Source organism: Pseudomonas sp. QL9 (assembly GCF_041409665.1).
Classification (GTDB): Bacteria; Pseudomonadota; Gammaproteobacteria; order Pseudomonadales; family Pseudomonadaceae; genus Pseudomonas; species Pseudomonas knackmussii.
In genome coordinates this window covers 1835178-1857216 of sequence record NZ_CP166971.1, presented here as the reverse complement: position 1 = coordinate 1857216, position 22039 = coordinate 1835178, and the positions used below count along the sequence as shown (strand labels likewise).

Below are 22039 nucleotides of genomic sequence, written 5' to 3'. Positions count from 1 at the left end.
AAAGAATGCCCGTTAGGGTTGTGTTGGTCGATGACCATGAGCTGGTCCGCGCCGGCATCCGTTCGCTGCTGGTAGAGGCGGGTTACCAGGTCGTTGCCGAGGGGAACGACGGCGATCAGGTCGAGGAACTGATCGAGGCTCATGCGCCGGATGTCCTGTTGCTCGATCTCACCATGCGCCGCTGCTCCGGGCTCGAGGCCCTGTCGGTGGTGCGTTCGCGCTGGCCGGAGCTGCCGGTCATCCTGCTGTCCATGCACGACACCCGCGACTACGTGGTCCAGGCCATGCAGATGGGCGCCAGCGGCTACCTGCTGAAGGATGCCGCGGTGGTCGAGCTGCGCCTGTCGATCGAGGCGGTGATCGGCGGGCATCGCTACCTCAGCCCGCGCGTTGCCGGCCAGGTCATCGATGCGCTGTCCCGACCGGCAGTCGAGGTCCCGGTGGAGCTGCTGACCGGTCGTCAGAAAGAGGTTCTCTACTGGCTGGCCAAGGGCAAGAGCAACAAGGAAATCGCGTTCATCCTCAATCTCAGCGTGAAGACCGTAGACACCCACCGCGCGCAGATCATGGACCGCCTCGCGATCCGCGATCTGGCGGGGCTGGTGCGGTATGCGCTGCGTCGCGGAATCATCAAGCTGGACGAGTGATCCGCAGGAGTTTTCCTAAGGAAATCTACTGAGACGCCCCCTTCCTATTTTGCTGATTAGAGCCCGCCGGCTTTTTCCCTAAGCTTCGCCATGCCCATCAAAAGATGGCTTGTTGCCACCACTGGGTGGCGCTTGCGGCTGCGTGCGAGTGGCCGGACCTCCCGAAGGCTTCTGAGAGAACCGGAGTTCGAGAATGGCCGACCAGCGACTGATCGCCCTCCTGCCGCGTGCCTGGCTGCTGGCCGGCTTCGTCCTGCTGGCGGTCGTGCCCCTGGTCCTGGTGATCAACTGGTGGGCCGGGCTGATCGGTGTCGTGGTGCTCTGCAGCGGGTTCGGCCTGCTGCTCCAGGTCCGCCTGGGTGGCGAGCCGGTGCGCGGCATCGAGCCGGTTCCTGGCGTGCAGGAAACAACCGAGCGCGACCTGAACGATCTGCGTGCGCTGCTCGCCGCCGTATTGCCGCTGTGGGAGCAGCATGTGGAACTGGTCGAGGCGCAGACGCGCCAGGCCACCGGCGGGCTGGTGGACAAGTTCACCCAGATCGGCATCCAGATTCGCCAGGCCCTGGACCTGGGCGGCGCCGATCACGGCGGCCGCGTCTTCGAAGTGCTGCGCGGCGCCCAGGTCGAACTGCCGCAGGCGCTGCAGCGCCTGGACGAGACCCGCGACCAGCGCGAGCGCTTCCTCGACGAGATCCGTGAGCTGGAAGGTTTCGTCGGCGAGCTGCACAGCATGGCCGAGGACGTGGCGAAGATCGCCTCGCAGACCAACCTGCTGGCGCTCAACGCAGCCATCGAGGCGGCGCGCGCCGGCGAGAGCGGTCGCGGTTTCGCGGTGGTGGCCGACGAGGTGCGCAAGCTCTCCTCGCTGTCCGGCAGCACCGGTTCGAAGATCACCGAGAAGGTCCAGATCATGGCGCAGTCGATGCAGGCCATGGTCGCCCACGCCGAAAACATGACCGAGCAGAGTCGCAGCAGCACGCGGGAGGCCGAAGGCATTGTCGGCAAGGTGCTCGGCGAGCTGGGCGACGGCATCAGCAGCCTGGAGCAGCGCCTGCAGACCCTCAGCGCGAGCAGCCTGGAGGTCGAGCACGCGGTCAACGGCGTGCTCGTCGACCTGCAGTTCCAGGACCGCGTGAGTCAGATCATTTCCCACATCGGCGCCGACATGGCGCGCCTCGGCCAGCGCCTGGGCGACTCGCCGGTGCCCGCCAGCCGCGACTGGCTGCGCGAGCTGGAAGCCAGCTACACGACCCTGGAACAGCAGCACGTGCACCACGGGCAGAGCCCCGTCGCGGCCGCGCAGCAGTCCTCGGTGACCTTCTTCTGATCGATCCGGAACAGGACAGACTTCGTATGGGCAAGACCGTGCTGGTAGTGGATGACTCGTCGAGCTTTCGACAGGTGGTGAGCATCGCCCTAAAGGGAGCGGGCTACGACGTGCTGGAGGCCAGCGACGGCAAGGATGCGCTGGGCAAGCTCGATGGCCGCAAGATCAACCTGATCGTCTCCGACGTGAACATGCCGGTGATGGACGGCATCAGCTTCGTCAAATCGGCCAAGCAACTGGCGGCCTACAAGTTCACCCCGGTGATCATGCTGACCACCGAGGCCGGCGAGGCGAAGAAGGCCGAGGGCAAGGCCGCCGGCGTGCGCGCCTGGGTGGTCAAGCCGTTCCAGCCGCCGGTGCTGCTCGACGCCGTGGCCAAGCTGATCCTGCCCTGAAGGACCTGACATGGCGACTCTGCACAGAGCTGGCGAAGCGCCCGGCAACGCCTTTCGCCTGGAAGGCGAGCTGAACATCTTCCACGGTGCCCGCCTGCGCGACGAACTGCTCGCGCTCCTGGCCGAGCACGCCGACCTGGAGCTGGACCTGGCGGATGTCGTCGACTGCGACAGCTGCGGCATCCAGCTGTTGCTGCTGCTCAAGCGCGAAGCGCGGCGGCAGGACAAACGCCTAGCGCTGGTGAACCACTCGGCCTGCGTCGCCGAGGTCATCGAACTGCTCAACCTGGGCATGGACCTGGGCGATCCGCTGGTGCTGCCGGCCGACCACGGGAGGGCTTCGGCATGAACCTCGACCAGGCCCGTGGCGCCCTCGTTCAAGAAGGCCGCGAACTGCTGGTGGCGATGGAAGAGGCGCTGCTGGAGATCGAAGCCAGCGGCTACAGCGCCGACCACGTCAACGCCATCTTCCGCGCCGCGCACACCATCAAGGGCTCGGCCGGACTGTTCGGCCTGCAACTGCTGGTGAGCTTCACCCACGGGGTGGAAAGCCTGCTCGACCAGGTGCGCAACGACGAAGTCGAGCTGGACGGCCCGATGCTCTCGCTGCTGCTCGACTGCGGCGACTACATCGGCAGCCTGCTGGACGCCGTGGACCGCGGCGAAGACGAAACCGACCCCGCTCCCGAGCTGCGCGCGCTGCTGCTGGCGAGCCTGGAGCGCTACCTGAGCGAACCCCCGGCCTCTGCAGCGACGCCCGTCGTGCTGGCCGAAGTGGCCGCCCAGGGCCGCGTCGACGTGCTGGAGAGCGACAGCGTTTCCAGCGGGCTCTGGCACATTTCCCTGCGCCCGGCCGGCGACGTGCTGCGCAACGGCCTCGACCCGCTGTCCTTCCTGCGCTACCTGCAGAAGCTCGGCAAGATCGTCTACCTGCACACCCTGACCGAGGCGCTGCCGCCGGCCGAGGACTTCGATGCCGAGGTCTGCTACCTCGGCTACGAGATCGAGTTCGACTCGACGGCCAGCCGCCAGGAAATCGAGGACGCCTTCGAATTCATCCGCGACGATTGCCACCTGCACATCATCGCCCCGCACAGCGCCATCCAGACCTACACCCAGCTGATCGGCAGCCTGCCGGAAACGCCCGCGCGCCTCGGCGATATTCTGGTCAAATGCGGCGCACTGACGCCCCACGAGCTGCAACGCGTGCTCGAGCAGCAGAGCGAGGCGCAGCAGCCGGCGCCGCCGCTGGGCAGCCTGCTGGTGGCCGAGCAACTGGTCGCACCGCCGGTGATCAACGCCGCGCTGAACAAGCAGAAACAGGTCGAGGAGCGCCGCGCCCACGAGCAGGTATTCATCAAGGTCGAGGTGGGCAAGCTCGATACCCTGATCAACCTGGTCGGCGAACTGGTGATCGCCGGCGCCGCCGCCAGCCTGTCGCTGCGCCAGGGCGACACCGGCGCCATGGCCGAGGCCAACGAGGAAGTGACCTCGCTGGTGGAGCGCATCCGCGATGCCTCGCTGTCGCTGCGCATGGTCGCCATCGGCGAGGTGTTCCAGCGCTTCCCGCGGGTGGTTCGCGACATCAGCAAGGAGCTGGGCAAGGACATCGAACTGCTGGTCACCGGCGCCGAGACCGAACTGGACAAGTCCATGGTCGAGAAGCTCGCGGACCCGCTCATGCACATCGTGCGCAACGCCATGGACCACGGCATCGAACCCTCGGAACAGCGCCTGGCCAATGGCAAGCCGGCCAGCGGCACCCTGCGCCTGAACGCCTTCCACGAGTCGGGCAGCATCGTCATCGAGGTCGGCGACGACGGCCGCGGCCTGGACCGCGAACGCATCCTCGCCAAGGCCATCGAGAAGGGCCTGGTGCAGCCGGAGCAGATGCTCAGCGAGCGGGAGATCTTCCAGCTGATCTTCGAGCCCGGCTTCTCCACCGCCGCCGCGGTGACCAACCTGTCCGGCCGCGGCGTGGGCATGGACGTGGTGCGACGCAACATCGAGCAGCTGCGCGGCGAAGTCGAGGTGCTCAGCGAATTCGGCTGTGGCACCACGGTGCGCATCCGCCTGCCGCTGACCCTGGCGATCATCGACGGCTTCCTCGTGCGGGTCGCCGGGGAGTCCTTCGTGCTGCCCCTGGACCTGGTGGTGGAGTGCGTCGATCTAGGCCGGCAGAGCGGCCAGCACGACCTGCTCAACCTTCGCGGCGAGCCGTTGCCGTTCGTGCGCCTGGGCGAACTCTTCGGCTTGGCGCCGAGCCTGGGCCAACGCGAGAGCCTGGTGGTCCTGCAGTTCGGCCAGGAGCGCGCGGGGCTGGTGGTCGACCAGCTCGGCGGCGAGTTCCAGGCGGTGATCAAGCCGCTGGGCCACATATTCGCCATGAACAGGGTACTCAGCGGCTCCACCATCCTCGGCGACGGGAGCGTGGCGCTGATCCTCGACGTACCCCATCTGATACAGCGTGCCAGCGAAGCAGCTGAACAACTGGCCAGGCTTCCGCCGGCAGACGCGATGCGTCCTGCCGCGGGAAGCCTGGCCGATTAGAAATCACGGGAGAGAAGACAATGTTCGACAAGATGAAAGTGGGGACTCGCCTCTTCCTGCTCGCGGGGGTGCTGATCTGCTGCATGGTGTGCCTCGGCCTGCTGGGCATATTCGGCATGCGCGCCACCAACCAGGGGCTGGAGACCGTCTACAACGACCGCGTGGTGCCATTGCGCGACCTGAAGCTGATCGCCGACCGCTACGCCGTGAACATAGTCGACACCTCGCACAAGGTGCGCATCGGAAACCTTGGTTGGGAAGAGGGGCGGCGCAACGTGGAACAGGCCCAGGCCGACGTGCGCGACGCCTGGCAGCGCTACACCGCGACCTCGATGGTGCACGAGGAGCAGGCCCTGGTGGAGGAACTGCGACCGCTGCTCAGGGACGCCGACCAGTCGGTGGGCACGCTCGTGCAGGTGCTTTCCGCTCACGACCAGGCGGGACTCGAGCAGTTCATCAAGGAGCAGCTGTACCAGAAGATCGATCCGGTGTCGGCGCGCTTCGGCCAACTGGTCGACTTGCAGCTGCGCGTCGCCAAGCAGCAGTACGACCTCGCCAACGACCGCTACTGGACCATCTTCAGCCTGGTCACCGGTTGCATCGTCGCCGGCCTGATCCTCGCCGCCGTGCTCTGCACCCTGATCACCCGCAGCCTGTTGCGCCAGCTCGGCGGCGAGCCCCGCGAGGCCGCCGAATACCTGCAGCGTGTTGCCGGTGGCGACCTGACCGTGGACATCCCACTGCGCAACGGCGACCAGCAGAGCATGCTGGCGAACCTGCAACAGATGGTGCTCAAGCTTCGCGGCATCATGGGCGACGTGCGCATCACCGCCGACTCCCTGGCCTCGGCTTCCGAGCAGGTTGCAGCTTCCGCCCAGGCGCTGAGCCAGAACGCTTCCGAGCAGGCGGCCAACGTCGAGGAAACCAGTGCCTCGGTGGAGCAGATCGCTGCCACCGTGGCGCAGAACAGCGAGAACGCCAAGGTCACCGACAGCATGGCCAGCCAGTCGTCGAAGGACGCGGAAGAGGGCGGCTCGGCGGTGCGCGCGATGGTCGACGCCATGCGCCAGATCGCCGACAAGATCGGCATCATCGACGACATCGCTTACCAGACCAATCTGCTGGCACTGAACGCGGCCATCGAAGCGGCGCGTGCCGGCGACCACGGCAAGGGCTTCGCCGTGGTGGCGGCGGAAGTGCGCAAGCTGGCCGAACGCAGCCAGGTGGCCGCGCAGGAAATCGGCGCGGTGGCCGGCGACAGCGTGACCCTGGCCGAACGCGCCGGGACCCTGCTGGAAAAGATGGTGCCGTCGATCCGCAAGACCGCCGACCTGGTGCAGGAAATCGCTTCCGCTTCGCGCGAGCAGAACACCGGCCTCGAGCAGATCAACCTGGCGGTGACCCAGCTGGCGCAGACCACCCAGGTCAACGCCTCGGCGTCCGAGGAGCTGTCCTCGACCTCCGAGGAGATGAGCGGCCAGGCCGTGCAGTTGCAGGAGATGATCCAGTACTTCCGCATCAGCGACCGCGGCCTGCCGAGCAAGCCGGCGCCGGCTCCGGTGCGTGCCGAGTCCCGCGGCGCCAGCACGCCGCGACCGCTGCACTCGACCAAGACTCGCCGGCAGCTGCACGAGGAGCCCATCGATGAATCCTCCTTCAGCCGTTTCTAGGAGGCTGCGATGAGCAATCTGCCCGTCCGCACCAGGGCCCAGGACCTGGTGCAGGTCGAGTCCTCGCCGGCGCAGCAGTTCCTCACCCTGTCCCTGGGTGATGAGCTGTTCGCCCTGCCGATCGAGCACATCCGCGAGATCATCGAATTCGGCGGCCTGACGCGCATCCCGCTGATGCCCCCCTTCCTGCGCGGGGTCATCAACCTGCGCGGCGCCGTGGTGCCGGTCATCGACCTGGCGGTGCGCTTCGGTCGCGAGCACACGGTGATCGCCCGGCGTACCTGCATCGTCATCGTCGAGGTGGCGCTGGGCGACGGCCTGCAACTGCTTGGCGTGATCGTCGATGCGGTGAACGAGGTGCTCGCGGTGGATGCCGATCAGCTGGAGGCGCGTCCGGCCTTCGGCGCGCGCATCCGCGCCGACTTCATCTCCGGCATCCTCAAGCAGAACGACCAGTTCATCGTGGTGCTGAACATTCCCCAGGTCCTGTCGCTCGACGAGCTGGCGGAGCTGGTCGGCGCGCTCGATCAAAGTGGCCTCTGAGGAATCCAGGATGGAGTGCGCCGCCGCACCGGCATCGGGCCTCGATATCCCGCTGAGCGAGCTGGAGTTCCGCCAGCTGCAGGGGTTGTTCTACGAGCGCGTCGGGCTGCAGCTGCAGCCGGTGAAGAAGTCGCTGATCTGCGGCCGCCTGGCCAAGCGCCTGATCGCTCTGCAGCTATCCAGCTACCAGGCCTACTACCAACTGCTGGTGTCGCCGCAGGGGCGCGCCGAGCTGGAGGTGGCGATCGACCTGATCACCACCCACGAGACCTATTTCTTCCGCGAGCCCAAGCACTTCGAGTTCCTCAGCCAGCGCATCCTGCCGCAGCTGCGGGCGCAGGATGAGTTCCGCGCCTGGAGCGCCGCCAGCTCCACCGGCGAGGAGGCCTACACCCTGGCCATGCTGCTCGACCGCGAGCGTGCGCAGTTGCCCTGGAGCATCGTCGCCACCGATGTCAGCCAGCAGGTGCTGCACAGCGCCCGTCGCGGTCTCTACGTGATGGCGCGCGGCGAGCGGATTCCGCTGGAGCTGCTCAAGCGCTATTGCCTGAAGGGCCGCGACCGCTACGAAGGGCACTTCCTGGTGGAGCGCGTGCTGCGCGAGCGGGTCGACTTCCGCTACGCGAACCTGATCGACGAGAACCCCGAACTGGGCCAGTTCGACCTGATCCTGCTGCGCAACGTGCTGATCTATTTCGACGTGCCGACCAAGCTCAAGGTGCTGAAGAGCGTGGTGGATCGCCTCAAGCCGGGCGGCTGGCTGATGGTCGGCCACTCCGAGGCGCTGCACGACACCGCGCTGCCCCTGGAGCTGGTGAGCTCCTCGATCTACCGCAAGGTGGGCCGATGAGTTCGAAGTGCTTCCTCAATCCCGGCGGCTGGTACTTCGGCGGCGGCGAGGGCTTCGTCGAGACCCTGCTGGGGCCGTGCATCGCCATCGTCGTCTGGTTCCCCTCGGCCCGCATGGGTGGCATCTGCCACTTCCAGCTGCCGGGGCCGCGGCGGGTGGCCGAGCACGCCCGCCAGCTGGATGGCCGCTATGGCTACGACGCCTGGGTCTGGCTCAAGCAGCAGGCGCGGGTCCAGGCGCTGCGCATGGAAGAGGCCGAGGTCAAGCTGTTCGGCGGCGCGCGCAGCCTGACCGGCGCGGCCAGCCAGCGCTCGACCGACATCGGGCGGCAGAACATCGTCTTCGTCGAGCAGTTGCTGGCCGAAGCGGGCGTGAAGGTGGTCGGGCGTGACCTGGGCGGCGAGGGCTGCCGCTACCTGCGCTTCGACCTCGCCACTGGCGCGGTCTGGGTGCGCCGTGGTGGCGCCCTGACGGTTCGCGCGAAGGAGGGAGCCGGTAAATGAGCATCAAGGTAATGATCGTCGATGACTCGGCGGTGATGCGCGAAGTGATGCAGCAGATGCTCCAGGGCTATGCCGACATCGAGGTGATAGGCGCGGCCATGGACCCGCTGCTGGCGTTGCAGAAGATGGAGCGCGCCTGGCCGGACGTGATCCTCCTCGACGTCGAGATGCCGCGCATGGACGGCATCACCTTCCTGCGCCAGATCATGGCCACGCGGCCGACGCCGGTGGTGATCTGCTCGACCCTCACCGAGAAGGGCGCCGACATCACCCTGCAGGCCCTGGCGGCCGGCGCGGTGGAGGTCATCTGCAAACCGACCTCCGGCCTGCGCGACTTTCTCCAGGCCAGCGTGCAGGAACTGGTGGGCGCGATCCGCACCGCGGCCCGTGCGCGGGCGCGGCCATCGGCGCCGGTGCCGGCGCCGCAAGTCAAACGCAGTGCCGATGCGCTGCTCAGCCTTCCAGGTAATGCGCTGCTCAACCAGCGCACTACCGAGCGCATCGTGGTGATGGGCACGTCCACCGGCGGCACCCAGGCGCTGGAGCATGTGCTCTGCCAGCTGCCGCTGAACGCCCCGGGCATCGCCATCGTCCAGCACATGCCGGAGAAGTTCACCCGCAGCTTCGCCCAGCGCCTGGACTCGTTGTGCGCGATCGAAGTGCGTGAGGCACAGGACGGCGACCGCATCCTGCCCGGCCGCGCGCTGATCGCCCCCGGTGGCCGGCACCTGCTGGTGCGCCGCAGCGGCGCGCAGTACCTGGTCGAGGTGCGCGACGGCCCGCTGGTCAGCCGGCATCGGCCATCGGTGGATGTGCTGTTCCGCTCCGCCGCCGTGCATGCCGGTCGCAACGCCCTGGGCGTGATCATGACCGGCATGGGCGACGACGGCGCGCGCGGGCTGAAGGAAATGCATGAGGCGGGCGCGCGGACCTGCGCCCAGGACGAAGACAGTTGCGTGGTGTTCGGTATGCCCAAGGAAGCCATCAGGCTGGGCGGGGTGGACCAGGTCGTGAGCCTGGAGCGGATTGCCCAGGTGGTCACGGAGTGGCGTTGAGCGAGGTGAAGGAATTGATACCGGACAGACTTCCAGAGCATGTGCTGCTCATCGACGACAGCGAGATACAGCGGCACTTCATGGCCGAGCTGTGCCGCGATTTCGGCATCCGCGGCATCCTGCATGCCGAGGACGGCCGCCGTGCGATCGAGCTGCTGAAGAGCCAGCCGCAGATCGAGGCGATCATCCTCGACCTGGAAATGCCCCACATGGACGGCGTGCAGGTGCTCCACGAACTGGCGAACCTCGGCCTGGACCCGGCGGTGATAGTCGCCAGCGCCCGCGAGAACACCCTGCTCAACGTGGTCGAGAGCCTCGGCAAGAGCCTCGGCCTGCGCCTGCTCGGCGTGCTGCGCAAGCCGGTGCTGCGCGACCAGCTGGTCTCCAGCCTGAGCCGCTACTCGGCGGTGCAGCTGCGCAGCGAGGGCGAGGAGCAATACGACAGCGGCCCCGAACTCAGCGTGCGCGACGTGCAGCGTGCCGTGCGCAATCGCGAGTTCGAGGCCTACTTCCAGCCCAAGATCGCCCTGCAGGACGGCCGCCTGAAAGGGGTCGAGGCACTGGTGCGCTGGAATCACCCCGTATACGGCATGCTGCCGCCGGGGCGCTTCATGGAGCTGGTCGAGCGCAGCCAGTTCATCTCCGAGCTGACCCTGCAGATGCTCGACCAGTCCCTGCGCCATTGCCTGGTCTGGCAGGCCGCGGGCCTGGAGCTGAGCGTGTCGATCAACGTCTCGGCGCGCTCGCTCGCCGACTCGCTGCTGGCCGACGCCATCATCGACCGCGTGAGCGCCAGCGGCATCCCACCCTGCCGGGTGATCCTGGAAATCACCGAAAGCGCGATCATGACCGACCTCAGCACCACCCTCGGCACCCTGGCGCGCCTGCGCCTGAAGGGCTTCGGCCTGTCGGTGGACGACTACGGCACCGGCTTCTCCTGCATGCTCCAGCTGTCCCGCGTGCCCTGCACCGAGCTCAAGGTGGACCGCGCCTTCGTCAATGGCGCCTGCCAGAGCACTCACCTGCGTGTGCTGCTGGAAAGCGCGCTGGACATCGCCCGCAAGTTCAACCTGCGGGTGGTGGCCGAAGGCGTGGAAACCGAGGACGACTGGATGCTGCTGCGCAACCTCGGCTGCGACGAGGCCCAGGGCTACCTGCTGGCGCGGCCGATGCCCGGTTGGCAGCTGCTGGGCTGGTGGGACGAACACGCGGTGCGCCTGAGCCATATCGCGTGAGCGGCCGACGCTAGGGCGATTCGGTCGGATTCTGGCCGAATTGGCCGCGCCGCTGGCGAATTTCCCCCTATGGTCAAGCTATGAACCGTGATTCACTACTTCAAAGATGTGAATCCGGATTCAGAGCATGGCCTACCGACTGACCGAAGCCCGTCTGCAGAAGGACGGCGAACAGCGCGAACGCATCCTCCAACTGGCCCTGGCGCGCGTCGCCGAAGGCGGCTTCGCTGCGCTGACCATGCAGGGGCTGGCGGAGGAGGCGGGCATCGCCACCGGCAGCCTCTATCGCTATTTCCGTGGCAAGGGTGAGTTGGCCGCCGAGGTCTTCGCCCGCGCCAGCCAGCGCGAAGTGGACGCCCTGGCCCTGGTCCTGCGCGGCGCCGGCGCGCCCGCTGAGCGCCTTACCCAAGGGCTGCTGCAGTTCGCCCGGCGCGCCTGGGACAGCCGTCGGCTGGCCTTCGCGCTGATCGCCGAGCCGGTCGAGCCGGAGGTCGACGAGCAGCGCCTGCTCTACCGCGAAGCCTACGCCGAGTTGTTCGTCGAACTGCTCGAAGACGGCACCCGCCAGGGGCAATTCCGCCCTGGCCCGCCGTCGCTGATCGCCGCCTGCGTGGTCGGCGCGATCGCCGAATCCCTGGTCGGCCCGCTGTCGCCGCCAGCCCGTGCCGCCCGCGATGCCGGGCACCCCAGCCTGAGCCTGGAGCAAGTCAGCCAGGCCCTCGTGCAATTCTGCCTGCGCGCCGTCGGCGCGCCCCTGCCGGAGGATGAGCGATGAACCTGCACCCGTACGCCGAAACCCACGAAGTGACCAACCAGGTACCGCCGCTGGACGGTGCCAACCTGTACCGCGTCGACCTGCCATTGCAGGAGTGGGTGCGCCGCTACGACGGCGGCTGGGCCGAGCAGCGCCTCGACACCTACGGCGCGCTGGCTGGCGGTCCGCTGATGGCCGCGGGCTTCCTGGCCAACGAAAACAAGCCGGTATTCAAGAGCCACGACCGTTACGGCCACCGCATCGACCTGGTGGAATTCCACCCGGCCTATCACGAGCTGATGCGCACGGCCATCGCCCACGGCATCCCGTCGCTGCCCTGGACCGACCCGCGCGCCGGCGCCAACGTCGCCCGCGCCGGCATGAGCTACCTGCACAGCCAGGCCGAGGCCGGCAGCGGCTGCCCGCTGACCATGACCTTCGCCAGCGTGCCGGCGCTGCGCCTGCAACCGGACGTGGCCGAGAAGTGGCTGCCGAAGATCCTTTCCACCGAGTACGACCCGCGCAACCTGCCGATCGAGCAGAAGACCGGCGCGACCATCGGCATGGCGATGACCGAGAAGCAGGGCGGCACCGACGTGCGCGCCAACACCACGCGCGCCTATCCGGTCGGTATCCCCGGCCCGGGCCAGGCCTACGAGCTGGTCGGGCACAAGTGGTTCTGCTCGGCGCCGATGTGCGACGCCTTCCTCACCCTGGCCTACACCGACAAGGGCCTCTCCTGCTTCCTGCTGCCGCGCCACCGCCCGGACGGTACGCGCAACGAGTTCTACGTGCAGCGCCTGAAGAACAAGCTGGGCAACTGGTCGAACGCCTCCAGCGAGGTCGAGTACCGCGGCGCCTTCGCCTGGATGATCGGCGAGGAAGGGCGCGGCGTGCCGACCATCATCGAGATGGTCTCGCTGACCCGCTTCGACTGCATGGTCGGCTCCAGCTCGCTGATGCGCCAGGCGCTGACCCAGGCCGCGCACCACTGCGCCTACCGCCAGGTCGGCGGCCGCGTGCTGGCCGAGCAGCCGCTGATGCAGAACGTGCTGGCTGACCTCGCGCTGGAAAGCGAAGCCGCACTGGCGCTGACCATGCGCATGGGCCGCGCGCTGGACCACCTGCACGACGAGCAGGAGGACAAGTTCGCCCGCCTGGTCACCGCCGTGGGCAAGTACTGGATCTGCAAACGCGCCCCCGCGATGATCAACGAGGCCGCCGAATGCCTGGGCGGCGCCGGCTACGTCGAAGACACCATCCTGCCGCGCCTGTACCGCGAAGCGCCGGTGAACTCCACCTGGGAAGGCTCGGGCAACGTGCAGTGCCTGGACGTGCTGCGCGCACTGTCGAAAGAGCCGGGCGTGCTCGACGCACTCTTCACTGAACTGGGCGACGGCCACGGCGATGCCCGACTGGGCGCGTTCATCGGCAAACTGAAAGCGTCCTTCGCCGATACCGCTGACATCCAGTTCCGCGCCCGCCAGCTCACCGAAGACGTGGCCGTGGCACTGCAGGCCAAGCTGCTGCTGGAAGCCGGCAACGCCACCGTCGCCGATGCCTTCATCGGCAGCCGCCTGGGCGGTGGCGGCCGCGTCTACGGCACCCTGCCGCGCGGCACCGACGCCGAGGCTCTAGTGGCGCGTTCGACGCCGCACCTGGCCTGACTCCGACCGCCGGGAGCCGCGAGGCTCCCGGCGGCGGGAACTCTTCCTGTCGATTGGCCGACCAACAGCGAACGCTGTCATCCCTTTCCTGCGCGGAAGCAGGCAAGATGGAACCGATCGTCCAGACAGGAAGCCCATCATGAATGCCGAGAACGGCAATACCTTCGTCGTCGCCCACACCGCCGAAGAGGCGGTCGACCACCTGGCCGAGCTGCACCAGCGCGCCACCGGGGCGCTGAGCCAAGCCCTGCGGCGCTACCTGAAAACCCGTGAGCAGCCTGGCGCCGAAGAGCGCGCGCTGTTCCGTTACCCGCTGCTGCGTCTGACCTACCTGTGCCAGGGCGAAGTGCCCTCGACCACCCGCGCCTACGCCAAGGTGCAGACGCCGGGCACCTACGCCGTCACCATCACCCAGCCCGATGCCTTCCGTAAGTACCTGCTGGAGCAGTTGCGGCCGCTGATGGAAGACTTCACCGTGCGCATCGAGGTCGGCCCCAGCGAGCAGAACATCCCCTATCCCTACGTGGTCGAGCAGGGCGACGAGCTGGCCGGTTCCGGCGTGACCGCCGCGGAGCTGGCGCGGGTGTTCCCCAGCACCGACCTGTCGGCCACCTCCGACAGCATCGCCGACGGCCTCTACCAGTGGGAGACCGCCGACCCCATGCCGCTGGCGCTGTTCGACGCCGCCCGCACCGACTTCTCGCTGCGCCGCCTGGTGCACTACACCGGCAGCGACTGGCGCCACGTGCAGCCGTGGATCCTGCTGACCAACTACCACCGCTACGTCGACCAGTTCATCCACACCGGCCTCGAGCGCCTGCGCGACGACCCGCGCTTCGTGCGCATGGTGCTGCCGGGCAACGTGATCATCGAGCGGGGCATGGACGAAGGCGAGGCCAACGCCATCATCGCCAGCGTCGAATGGCATCGCTTCCAGATGCCCGCCTACCACCTGATCGCCAGCGATGGCGACGGCGTCACTCTGGTGAACATCGGTGTCGGCCCGTCCAACGCGAAGAACATTACCGACCACCTGGCCGTGCTGCGGCCTCACTGCTGGCTGATGATCGGCCACTGCGGCGGCTTGCGGCAGTCGCAGACCATCGGCGACTACGTGCTGGCCCACGCCTACATGCGCCGCGACGGCATCCTCGACCGCGTGCTGCCGCCGCACATCCCGGTGCCGGCACTGGCCGAAGTGCAGGTAGCCCTGCAGGAGGCCGCGGCGCTGGTCACCGGCGAACGTGGCGAAGCCCTGAAGCGGCGCCTGCGCACCGGCACCGTGCTGACATACGACGACCGCAACTGGGAGCTGCACTGGGCCCAGGAGCGTCCGCTGATCAACCTGGCGCGGGCCGTGGCGGTGGACATGGAGAGCGGCACCATCGCCGCCCAGGGTTACCGCCTGCGGGTGCCGTACGGCACGCTGCTGTGCGTGTCGGACAAGCCGCTGCACAGCGAGATCAAGCTGCCCGGCGCGGCGACGTCCTTCTACCAGCGCGCGGTGAGCCAGCACCTGGCGATCGGCATCGCCGCCGTCGACCTGCTGCGCACCCAGCTCAACTCGCTGCACTCGCGCAAGCTGCGCAGCTTCGACGAGCCGCCGTTCCGCTGATCCAGCGCAAGGCAACGGCCGATAGCCGCTCGCGCGGAAATCGGCCGTGGCAGGATGACCAAAAGCCGATCCGGAGGACGCCATGACCGAACCGCAACTGCCCAGCCGCGCCAAACGTGCTGCACGAGTCCTGTCGCTGCTCGACCTCACTTCGCTGAATGCCACCGACGACATGCCGCATATCGTCCAGCTCAGCCGCCAGGCCATGACGCCATTCGGCGAGGTGGCGGCGGTGTGCGTGGCGCCGCGCTTCGTGCACGTCGCCCGGCGTACGCTCACCGGCTTCGGCGGACGCGCGGTGAAGGTCGCCAGCGTGTGCAACTTCCCCGGCGGCGATGGGCGGGCCGATGAAGTGGTGGAAGAGGTGCGCCGCACTCTGGCCGAAGGCGCCGACGAGATCGACCTGGTCTACCCCTGGCGCGCGCTCAAGGAGGGCCGGGCCGATGGTGCGGAGGCACTTATCCGTGCCTGCAAGGCGCTGTGCGGGCCGTACCACCGGCTCAAGGTAATTCTCGAAACCGGTGAACTCGGCGATCCCGAACTGATCCGCGCCGCCAGCCTCACGGCCATCGCCGCCGGCGCCGACTTCCTCAAGACCAGCACCGGCAAGGTGCCGGTGAATGCCACCCCGGAAGCGGCGCGGGTGATGCTCGAATGCATCGCCGAAAGCGGCGGGCTGGTGGGCTTCAAGGCTTCCGGCGGGATTCGCACGCTGGAGGACGCCGAGGTCTATCTGCGCCTGGCCGCATCGATCCTCGGCGATGCCTGGATCACTCCGCAGCACCTGCGTATCGGCGCTTCCACGTTGCTCGACGATCTGCTCAAAGCACTCGGCGAGGCGGAACAGCCCGCCTAGGCGGGCGTCGCCACGGCGCTCGTCAGGGGCGCCACTTGCCATTGCTCGCCCGGCTGCGGCGCGCGGAAGGCTTGGCTTTCCACACCCTGCTCGGCCAGTGCGCGGGCCAGGTCGCTGACCGGGGTGAACTGACCTTCGTCGCTCAGGCGGAAGGTACCGAAATGGATGGCCATGCTGCACTGCGATTCCAGCGTGCGGTGGGCTTTCACTGCATCGTCCGGACTCATGTGGTGGTGACGCATGAACCAGCGCGGCTCGTAGGCGCCGATCGGCAGCGCGGCGAAGCGCAGCGGCCCGAAGCGCTCGCGGATCAGCCCGAATTCCGGACCCAGGCCGGTGTCGCCAGGGAACAGCAGCGGGCCGTCGGGTGATTCGAGGACGAAGCCCATCCACAGGGTGCGGTTGGTGTCGTAGCGCGAGCGCGCGGACCAGTGCTGCGCGGGCACACCGGTGAGCAACATGCCGTCGTGCAGCGGCACGCTCTGCCACCAATCGATCTCCTGCACGTCGACGAAACCGCAGGCGCGGATCAGCTCGCCGTTGCCCAGCCCGGTCACCACCTTGGCGGCAGGGAAACGCCGCGCCAGTTCGTCGAGGCTGCCGACGTCGAGGTGGTCGTAGTGGTTGTGGCTGACCAGGATCAGGTTGATCGGTGGCAGTTCGTCCAGCGCCAGTCCGGGCGGGTGGTGGCGCTTGGGCCCGACGAAGCTGAACGGGCTGGTGCGCTCGCACCACAGCGGGTCGGTGAGGATGTTCAGGCCGCGGTGCTGGATCAGCAGGGTGGCGTGATTGATGTAGGTGACGCGCAGCTCCGCGCCGCTGACACGCGCCGGTGTTTCCGGGCGTTGTTCGGGGCCCGGCTGGTCGATCCAGGCCAGTTGCCGGCTGCGTTCGAACTGCCACTTGAGGAAAGCGCCGAAGCCATGGTGCGGCTTGGCGTCGAGGTTGCGGAAGCGCAGGCCGTCGAAGTTCGTGCTCTGCGGGCCGCGATAGCCGCCGCCGAGACGGCCGGCGAGGTTCAGCAGGGTGATCAGCCAGGGGGCGCGTCGGTCGCTGGACATGGGGTCGATGCTCTTGCGAGGGGGCCGTTCCACAACCTAGCATGCTCGGCCACGCTTCTGCCTCGCCGACTTCACGGCCCCGCCCATGCCTCGTCCGCCCCGTCCCGCCAATCGCCGCCCCCATGCTCCCGCCACGCCGCGCCGCGTGCCCAAGGCGCCGCCCGTGCAGTCTCGCCTGATCCTGCTGAACAAGCCGTTCGACGTGCTGACCCAGTTCAACGACAGCGAGGGCAGGGCGACGCTCAAGGATTACGTGGATGTGCCCGGCGTCTATCCGGCGGGGCGCCTGGACCGCGACAGCGAAGGCCTGCTGCTGCTGACCAACGACGGCCGCCTGCAGGCGCGCATCGCCGATCCGAAGCACAAGCTGCCGAAGACCTACTGGGTGCAAGTAGAAGGTGAACCGAGTGACGAACAGCTGCAGCGCCTGCGCGAGGGCGTCGAACTGAACGACGGCCCGACCCTGCCGGCCGAGGCGCGCCGGCTCGATGAGCCGCAGCTGTGGGAGAGGGTGCCGCCAGTGCGATTCCGCAAGTCGATTCCGACCGCCTGGCTGGAACTGGTGATCCGCGAGGGACGCAACCGCCAGGTGCGGCGCATGACCGCCGCGGTGGGCTTGCCGACCCTGCGCCTGGTGCGGGTGCGCATCGGCCCCTGGGCGCTGGACGGGCTGCAGCCTGGCGAGTGGCGCGAGGTGCAGCCCTAGGGCTGGATCAGAAACCGCCTTCCAGGCCGGCGACCACGAAGGATTTCACCAGGAAGCCGAAGACGCCGAGACCGAGCGCGAAGAACAGCACCAGGGTCCCCATGCGGCCGGCCTTGGACTTCTTGGCCAGGTCCCAGACGATGAAGGCCATGAACAGGATCAGGGCGCTGACCAGCCCGTACATCATCCAGTCTTCGAAACTCTCGTTCATTGCTGCTCCTGCCCGGCGCGGGCATTGCCAGTGGGTCGCCGGGCGGGCCGGCGGGGCGATGAAGGCCGGCATTATACGCATCTGGCTGTTTGTTGATCAGGTTGCTCGGAAATTGAGCAAATCTTCCCGTCGGCTGGCGCGCACGGCGCAGGAAGTCGCGTGACAGCGGTCCTGGCGCGAATTATTCGAGCGCCACGCCGCGTCGGCAGGACGCAATGTGTGCGGTTTTGTCGCAGGTTTGCGGCGGTAGGAGCGTTTCGTTCAGCTGCGCAGATGCTCCAGCGGCAACTCGGTGCTGGCCATGATGTTGCGCAGCACGAAGCTGGAACGAACGCTGGTCACGCCCTCGATGCGGGTCAGGGTGCCGAGCAGGAAGTGCTGGTAGTGCTCCATGTCCGGCACCATCACCTTCAGCTGGTAGTCGGCGTCCATCCCGGTGACCAGGCTGCACTCCAGCACCTCCGGGCACTTGCCGATGATCGACTGAAAATGCTCGAAGCGCTCCGGGGTGTGGCGGTCCATGCCGATCAGCACGAAGGCGGTGAGGCTCAGGCCGAGCTTCTTGCTGTCGAGCAGGGCGACCTGGCGCAGGATGTAGCCGTCGTCCTCCAGCTGCTTGACCCGCCGCGAGCAAGGCGAGGGCGACAGGCCGATGCGCTCGGCCAGCTCCTGGTTGGAGATGCGCGCGTCGCGCTGCAATTCGGCGAGGATGCGCAGGTCGTAGCGGTCGAGTTTGTTCATGGTGGCCTCGTTTTTTAAACGGATTGCCAAGACTTATACATTTTTGAAGATTTATTGCGCAATAGCCTTGTCTGTGAGCAATCTTCGCAATCCTCCTTCAGCGTTGGGCCCGTAAGATCTCTCCCAAGAATCACGGCCCGGACAGCACGTCCACGGCGATCCACCCAATCAGGCGGATCGCGGCCCGCCGACCCCACAGGGGCGCGCCGGCCACCGGGCTACGCACTACCCAGAAGGTGGAGCGAGGTGAGCCGGCGCCAACAGCGACGAGCCAGGACGAGTTTCCCGAAGGGAGGTCAATGACCTCCCTTTTTTCTTGCCTGCGATTTGCCCCGCCGACCTTTACGCTGACTTTACCTAGCCCTTGGGGATGGGCTCGGTGCGGCGTTGTCTACCGGATATCCAATCGTCACAGGTCGGCCGGAAGGTCGCGGCGAGGCAATCATGAAATCGGCTATCTGGCGTCTGGCAACCTGCGGGCTGTTGTCCCTGGCCATCGCCGGTCAATCCCTGGCCGAAGGGCAAGGCGGACAGGGGCATGATGGGCGCGGAGGCAATGGCAACGGTGGCGGTGGCCAATGGCAGGGACGTCCCCAGGGCAATGGGGGCGACCAGGGTCAGGGGCATTCGCAGGGCAACCCGGGTGGCCAGTGGCAGGGTCGCCCGCAGGGCAATCCCGGCGGGCAATGGCAGGGCCACCAGCAGGGTAATCAGGCCGGCCAGTGGCAGGGTCGCCCGCAGGGCAACCCCGGCGGGCAATGGCAGGGGCATCAACAGAACAACCAGGCCGGCCAGTGGCAGGGTCGTCCGCAGGGCAATCCCGGCGGGCAATGGCAGGGCCACCAGCAGGGTAATCAGGCCGGCCAGTGGCAGGGTCGCCCGCGGGGCAACCCCGGCGGGCAATGGCAGGGGCATCAGCAGAATAACCAGGCTGGCCAGTGGCAAGGCCGCCCGCAGAACAGCCAGGCCGGGCAATGGCAAGGCCATCAGCAAGGTAACGGCAATGGCCAATGGCAGAGCCGACCTACAGCCGAGCGTGACGACCACGGCAACGATCGTCGCCCCGGCGACTGGACCACGCAGTGGCCAAGCCTCAACCATGGCGACCGCGACAACCACGGCTACGGTCGTCCATCGGCGTCCGGCAACTCCTGGCAGGGTCGTCCGCCAGGTGGCGGCAACGACTGGCATGGCCGACCGCCGGGCGGCAACTGGGGGCCGCACCCGGACAACTGGCGGCCCGGCTACGTGGTCGACCGTGTACCCCATGGCTATCGCCGGGTGCCCTGGCGTGGCAATGACTACTTCTTCAGCGACGGCTACTGGTACCGCCCGCACGGCCCGCGCTACGTGATGGTGGCACCGCCCTATGGCGTGCGCGTGGACTATCTGCCGTCGTACGCCGAGCAGATATGGATCGGCAGCGTGCTGTACTTCCTCGCGGCCGGCACCTACTACCTGTTCGACAGCGGTTCGCAGAGTTACGAGGTGGTGCCGCCCCCGGCACAGGTGGCGCAGGCGCCGGTGGAACCGAGCAATCCGTACGATGTGATCGCATACCCGATGTACGGCCAGGGCCCGCAGCAGCAGGCGCAGGACCACTACGATTGCCACACCTGGGCGGTGGGGCAGAGTGGCTTCGATCCGGCCATGGCCCAGTACGCGCCGCCGCAACAGGCGGTGGATGCCTATCGCGGCGCCTTGTCGGCCTGCCTGAGCGGGCGCGGCTACAGCATCAACTGATGGTTTCCTTGCCCACCACTTCCAGCGGGTCGGCGTGCACCAGCACGTCGGCCTTGGGAAATTCCTTGCGGATCGCCAGCACCGCGTCGTCGCACAGCTTGTGCGCCTGCGACAGGCGCATGTCGCCGGGGAACTCCAGGTGCAGCTGGACGAACCAGTGCTCGCCCGAAACCCGCGTGCGCAGGTCGTGGGCGCCGGCCACGCCAGGCACCTGGCACGCCAGTTCGAGCATGCGGGCGCTGACGCCCGCCGGCAGTTCTTCGTCCATCAGCACGGTGAGCGATTCGCGGGCGATGGTCACTGCGCTCCACAGGATGTAGCAGGCGATGCCCAGGCCGAAGATCGCGTCCATCCGCGGGAAGCCATAGCGGGCCAGGACCAGCGCGACCAGGATGCTGCCGTTGAGCAGCAGGTCCGAGCGGTAGTGCAGCGAATCGGCCTGCACCGCCAGCGAGCTGGTGCGCTTGATCACGTAGTGTTGCAGTGTCAGCAATGCAGCGGTAAGCGCCAGTGACAGAAGCATGACCAGGATGCCCCAGCCGGTGGCGCCGATCGGTTCCGGGTGCTGCAGGCGATCCAGCGCCTGGGTGCCGATGAGCACCGCGCTGACCGCGATGAACAGTGCCTGGCCCATGCCCGACAGCGATTCCGCCTTGCCGTGGCCGTAGCGGTGATCGTCGTCCGCCGGGCGCAGCGCGTAGCGCACGGCGAGCAGGTTGAGCAGGGAGGCGGCACCGTCGAGCAGCGAGTCGGTGAGGCCGGCGAGCATGCTCACCGAGCCGCTGAACCACCAGGCCGCCGCCTTGGCCACGACCAGCGTGAGGGCGACCGCCAGCGACGCGCCGGTGGCCAGGTGCAGCAACCGGGCGCGTTGGGATTTTTCAGTCATCGTGTGTCCTGGCGATGCGGAAGGAAATAGATGTAGTCGAGCAGCGGGGCAGGTTGGCCGAGCGCGGTAAGCGCGGCGCTCATTTGCCCGCGGTGGTGGGTGCCGTGGTTGACCAGGTGCTGGACGATGTCGGTCAGGCTCTGGCGGTGTTCCTGCCCGGCCATGTTGCGGTACTCGAGCAGGCGGTCGAGGTCGGTCTCGTCCTGCCTGCTCAGCCATAGCCGCCAGCCGGCCAGGCCTTCGGAGAGGAAGGCGGCGAGCGATTCGCGATCGGGGGCGGCCTCGGTATCCAGGCGCTCGAACTGCCAGGGCTTGCCCTCGACCCGCGCCAGCCAGATACGGTCCACCACCGCGAGGTGGTTGAGGGTGCCGTGCAGGCTGCCGAAGAACAGCCCGCGCGGCGCCCGGTAGGCGTCCTCGTCCAGCAGCGCGACGGCCTCGAGCATGCGCTCGTAGGCCCAGAGGTGGTAGTCGAGGAGTTTTTCAAGGTGGCGCCCAAGTGCCGCGTGCATGTCAGCCCTCCAGATGCATTCCGAGGCTGGCCAGTTGCTGCGGGTTGCCGACGCGCTGGATCAGGCGCGGATCGTCAAGCGGCAGCGCTCGACCCGTCTCGCGTTGGATGATCGCTTTGAGTTTAGCCTTGTCCACCTGGCCGTCGGCGCCGACCGCCTCGTGCAGTTTCTCCGGGGCGACCGAGTATTTCGCGTCGGGCAGGTAGATGGCTCCGGTGGCGAAGTCTACGCCGAAGGCGATCAGGCCCGGGATGATGTAGAACAACAGACCGATGGCGTCGAACACCGCGATTGCCGGGTCGATACGGCCGTCGATCTGGCCGCGCCGCTCGGGATAAAACAGAGTGCCGCAGGCGGTGAGCTGGGTGAGCAGGGTGGCGCTGAGGACCGCGCAGGAAACTCGGGTAGCGAGACGCATGAAGAACCTCCTGGAAGATGAGCCGGCGACTATAGCAACCAGGCGCCGGAAGCCTCTATCGGTGGTGAACTCCCACCTGTTTATGGGACTG

Annotated in this window: 21 protein-coding genes and 3 pseudogenes; 18 read left to right on the top strand and 6 right to left on the bottom strand. The window is 67.5% G+C overall.

The window, feature by feature from the left end; all coding sequences use genetic code 11:
* The first annotated feature begins 5 nt into the window (after nucleotides 1–5).
* The 16 genes and pseudogenes from ACA097_RS08715 (at nucleotide 6) to deoC (ending at nucleotide 15667) form a co-directional block, all read left to right on the top strand.
* Nucleotides 6–647, top strand: coding sequence for a response regulator transcription factor (locus tag ACA097_RS08715; RefSeq protein WP_043249190.1), 642 nt, complete (start codon nucleotides 6–8; stop codon nucleotides 645–647).
* 742 nt (nucleotides 648–1389) lie between these two features.
* A pseudogene (locus ACA097_RS08710) lies at nucleotides 1390–1974 on the top strand (methyl-accepting chemotaxis protein); the annotation flags it as partial.
* Between the two features lie 26 nt (nucleotides 1975–2000).
* On the top strand, nucleotides 2001–2369 hold the full coding sequence (locus ACA097_RS08705; protein ID WP_043249191.1) for a response regulator: 369 nt from the start codon (nucleotides 2001–2003) through the stop codon (nucleotides 2367–2369).
* 10 nt (nucleotides 2370–2379) lie between these two features.
* Nucleotides 2380–2718, top strand: coding sequence for a lipid asymmetry maintenance protein MlaB (locus ACA097_RS08700; protein WP_371369789.1), 339 nt, complete (start codon nucleotides 2380–2382; stop codon nucleotides 2716–2718).
* Nucleotides 2715–4919 (top strand): chemotaxis protein CheA, encoded by a 2205-nt coding sequence (locus tag ACA097_RS08695; protein WP_371369787.1) that lies wholly within the window; start codon nucleotides 2715–2717, stop codon nucleotides 4917–4919. The genes ACA097_RS08700 and ACA097_RS08695 overlap by 4 nt, the downstream gene beginning before the upstream one ends.
* A gap of 20 nt (nucleotides 4920–4939) precedes the next feature.
* Nucleotides 4940–5476, top strand: a pseudogene (locus ACA097_RS08690) (MCP four helix bundle domain-containing protein); the annotation flags it as partial.
* 42 nt (nucleotides 5477–5518) lie between these two features.
* Nucleotides 5519–6541, top strand: a pseudogene (locus ACA097_RS08685) (methyl-accepting chemotaxis protein); the annotation flags it as partial.
* Nucleotides 6542–6598: 57 nt separating this feature from the next.
* Nucleotides 6599–7132, top strand: coding sequence for a chemotaxis protein CheW (locus ACA097_RS08680; protein WP_043249193.1), 534 nt, complete (start codon nucleotides 6599–6601; stop codon nucleotides 7130–7132).
* Nucleotides 7133–7142: 10 nt separating this feature from the next.
* The gene (locus ACA097_RS08675; protein WP_052355171.1) at nucleotides 7143–7982 is read left to right on the top strand and encodes a protein-glutamate O-methyltransferase CheR; all 840 of its coding nucleotides are present in this window, start codon (nucleotides 7143–7145) and stop codon (nucleotides 7980–7982) included.
* The gene (locus ACA097_RS08670) at nucleotides 7979–8485 is read left to right on the top strand and encodes a chemotaxis protein CheD (RefSeq protein WP_160285779.1); all 507 of its coding nucleotides are present in this window, start codon (nucleotides 7979–7981) and stop codon (nucleotides 8483–8485) included. Before ACA097_RS08675 ends, ACA097_RS08670 begins: the two co-directional genes overlap by 4 nt.
* Nucleotides 8482–9540, top strand: a complete 1059-nt coding sequence (locus ACA097_RS08665) for a chemotaxis response regulator protein-glutamate methylesterase (protein WP_160285780.1) — start codon at nucleotides 8482–8484, stop codon at nucleotides 9538–9540. Before ACA097_RS08670 ends, ACA097_RS08665 begins: the two co-directional genes overlap by 4 nt.
* Nucleotides 9541–9545: 5 nt before the next feature.
* Nucleotides 9546–10775, top strand: a complete 1230-nt coding sequence (locus ACA097_RS08660) for an EAL domain-containing protein (RefSeq protein ID WP_371370498.1) — start codon at nucleotides 9546–9548, stop codon at nucleotides 10773–10775.
* A 127-nt stretch (nucleotides 10776–10902) separates the two neighbouring features.
* Nucleotides 10903–11550: a TetR/AcrR family transcriptional regulator gene (locus tag ACA097_RS08655; protein WP_371369784.1), complete on the top strand. Its 648-nt coding sequence runs from the start codon at nucleotides 10903–10905 to the stop codon at nucleotides 11548–11550.
* Entirely contained in the window at nucleotides 11547–13196 is a 1650-nt protein-coding gene (locus ACA097_RS08650) for an acyl-CoA dehydrogenase family protein (RefSeq protein ID WP_371369782.1), read from the top strand. Before ACA097_RS08655 ends, ACA097_RS08650 begins: the two co-directional genes overlap by 4 nt.
* 139 nt (nucleotides 13197–13335) lie before the next feature.
* A complete protein-coding gene (gene amn / locus ACA097_RS08645) occupies nucleotides 13336–14811 on the top strand; it encodes an AMP nucleosidase (protein WP_160285784.1) in 1476 nt (491 codons plus the stop codon).
* A gap of 82 nt (nucleotides 14812–14893) precedes the next feature.
* A complete protein-coding gene (gene deoC, locus ACA097_RS08640; protein ID WP_371369780.1) occupies nucleotides 14894–15667 on the top strand; it encodes a deoxyribose-phosphate aldolase in 774 nt (257 codons plus the stop codon).
* On the opposite strand, the gene ACA097_RS08635 is transcribed toward deoC, so the two are convergent.
* Entirely contained in the window at nucleotides 15664–16728 is a 1065-nt protein-coding gene (locus tag ACA097_RS08635) for an MBL fold metallo-hydrolase (RefSeq protein ID WP_371369778.1), read from the bottom strand. The two genes, deoC and ACA097_RS08635, sit on opposite strands and share 4 nt — an antisense overlap.
* Before the next feature lie 145 nt (nucleotides 16729–16873).
* Here ACA097_RS08635 and ACA097_RS08630 point away from each other — a divergent pair, with 145 nt between their 5' ends.
* Nucleotides 16874–17434, top strand: a complete 561-nt coding sequence (locus ACA097_RS08630; protein WP_371370497.1) for a pseudouridine synthase — start codon at nucleotides 16874–16876, stop codon at nucleotides 17432–17434.
* Between the two features lie 7 nt (nucleotides 17435–17441).
* Here the strand turns inward: ACA097_RS08630 and ACA097_RS08625 are convergent, their stop codons facing one another.
* Nucleotides 17442–17645 (bottom strand): DUF2788 domain-containing protein, encoded by a 204-nt coding sequence (locus tag ACA097_RS08625; protein ID WP_043249201.1) that lies wholly within the window; start codon nucleotides 17643–17645, stop codon nucleotides 17442–17444.
* Nucleotides 17646–17906: 261 nt separating this feature from the next.
* On the bottom strand, nucleotides 17907–18386 hold the full coding sequence (locus ACA097_RS08620) for an Lrp/AsnC family transcriptional regulator (RefSeq protein WP_043249202.1): 480 nt from the start codon (nucleotides 18384–18386) through the stop codon (nucleotides 17907–17909).
* Between the two features lie 444 nt (nucleotides 18387–18830).
* On the opposite strand from ACA097_RS08620, the gene ACA097_RS08615 reads away from it, so the two are divergent.
* Complete coding sequence (locus tag ACA097_RS08615; RefSeq protein ID WP_371369776.1) at nucleotides 18831–20129, top strand: DUF6515 family protein; 1299 nt, start codon at nucleotides 18831–18833, stop codon at nucleotides 20127–20129.
* Here ACA097_RS08615 and ACA097_RS08610 read toward each other — a convergent pair.
* From ACA097_RS08610 to ACA097_RS08600, 3 genes are read right to left on the bottom strand one after another with little or no spacing between them, the layout of a single operon-like run.
* Nucleotides 20122–21018 (bottom strand): cation diffusion facilitator family transporter, encoded by an 897-nt coding sequence (locus tag ACA097_RS08610; protein ID WP_371369774.1) that lies wholly within the window; start codon nucleotides 21016–21018, stop codon nucleotides 20122–20124. The genes ACA097_RS08615 and ACA097_RS08610 overlap by 8 nt on opposite strands.
* Nucleotides 21015–21530 carry a DinB family protein gene (locus tag ACA097_RS08605; protein WP_371369772.1) on the bottom strand — a complete coding sequence of 172 codons (516 nt, stop codon included), beginning with the start codon at nucleotides 21528–21530 and terminating at the stop codon, nucleotides 21015–21017. Before ACA097_RS08605 ends, ACA097_RS08610 begins: the two co-directional genes overlap by 4 nt.
* A 1-nt stretch (nucleotide 21531) precedes the next feature.
* Nucleotides 21532–21948 carry a hypothetical protein gene (locus ACA097_RS08600; RefSeq protein WP_043249207.1) on the bottom strand — a complete coding sequence of 139 codons (417 nt, stop codon included), beginning with the start codon at nucleotides 21946–21948 and terminating at the stop codon, nucleotides 21532–21534.
* Between the last annotated feature and the right edge of the window lie 91 nt (nucleotides 21949–22039).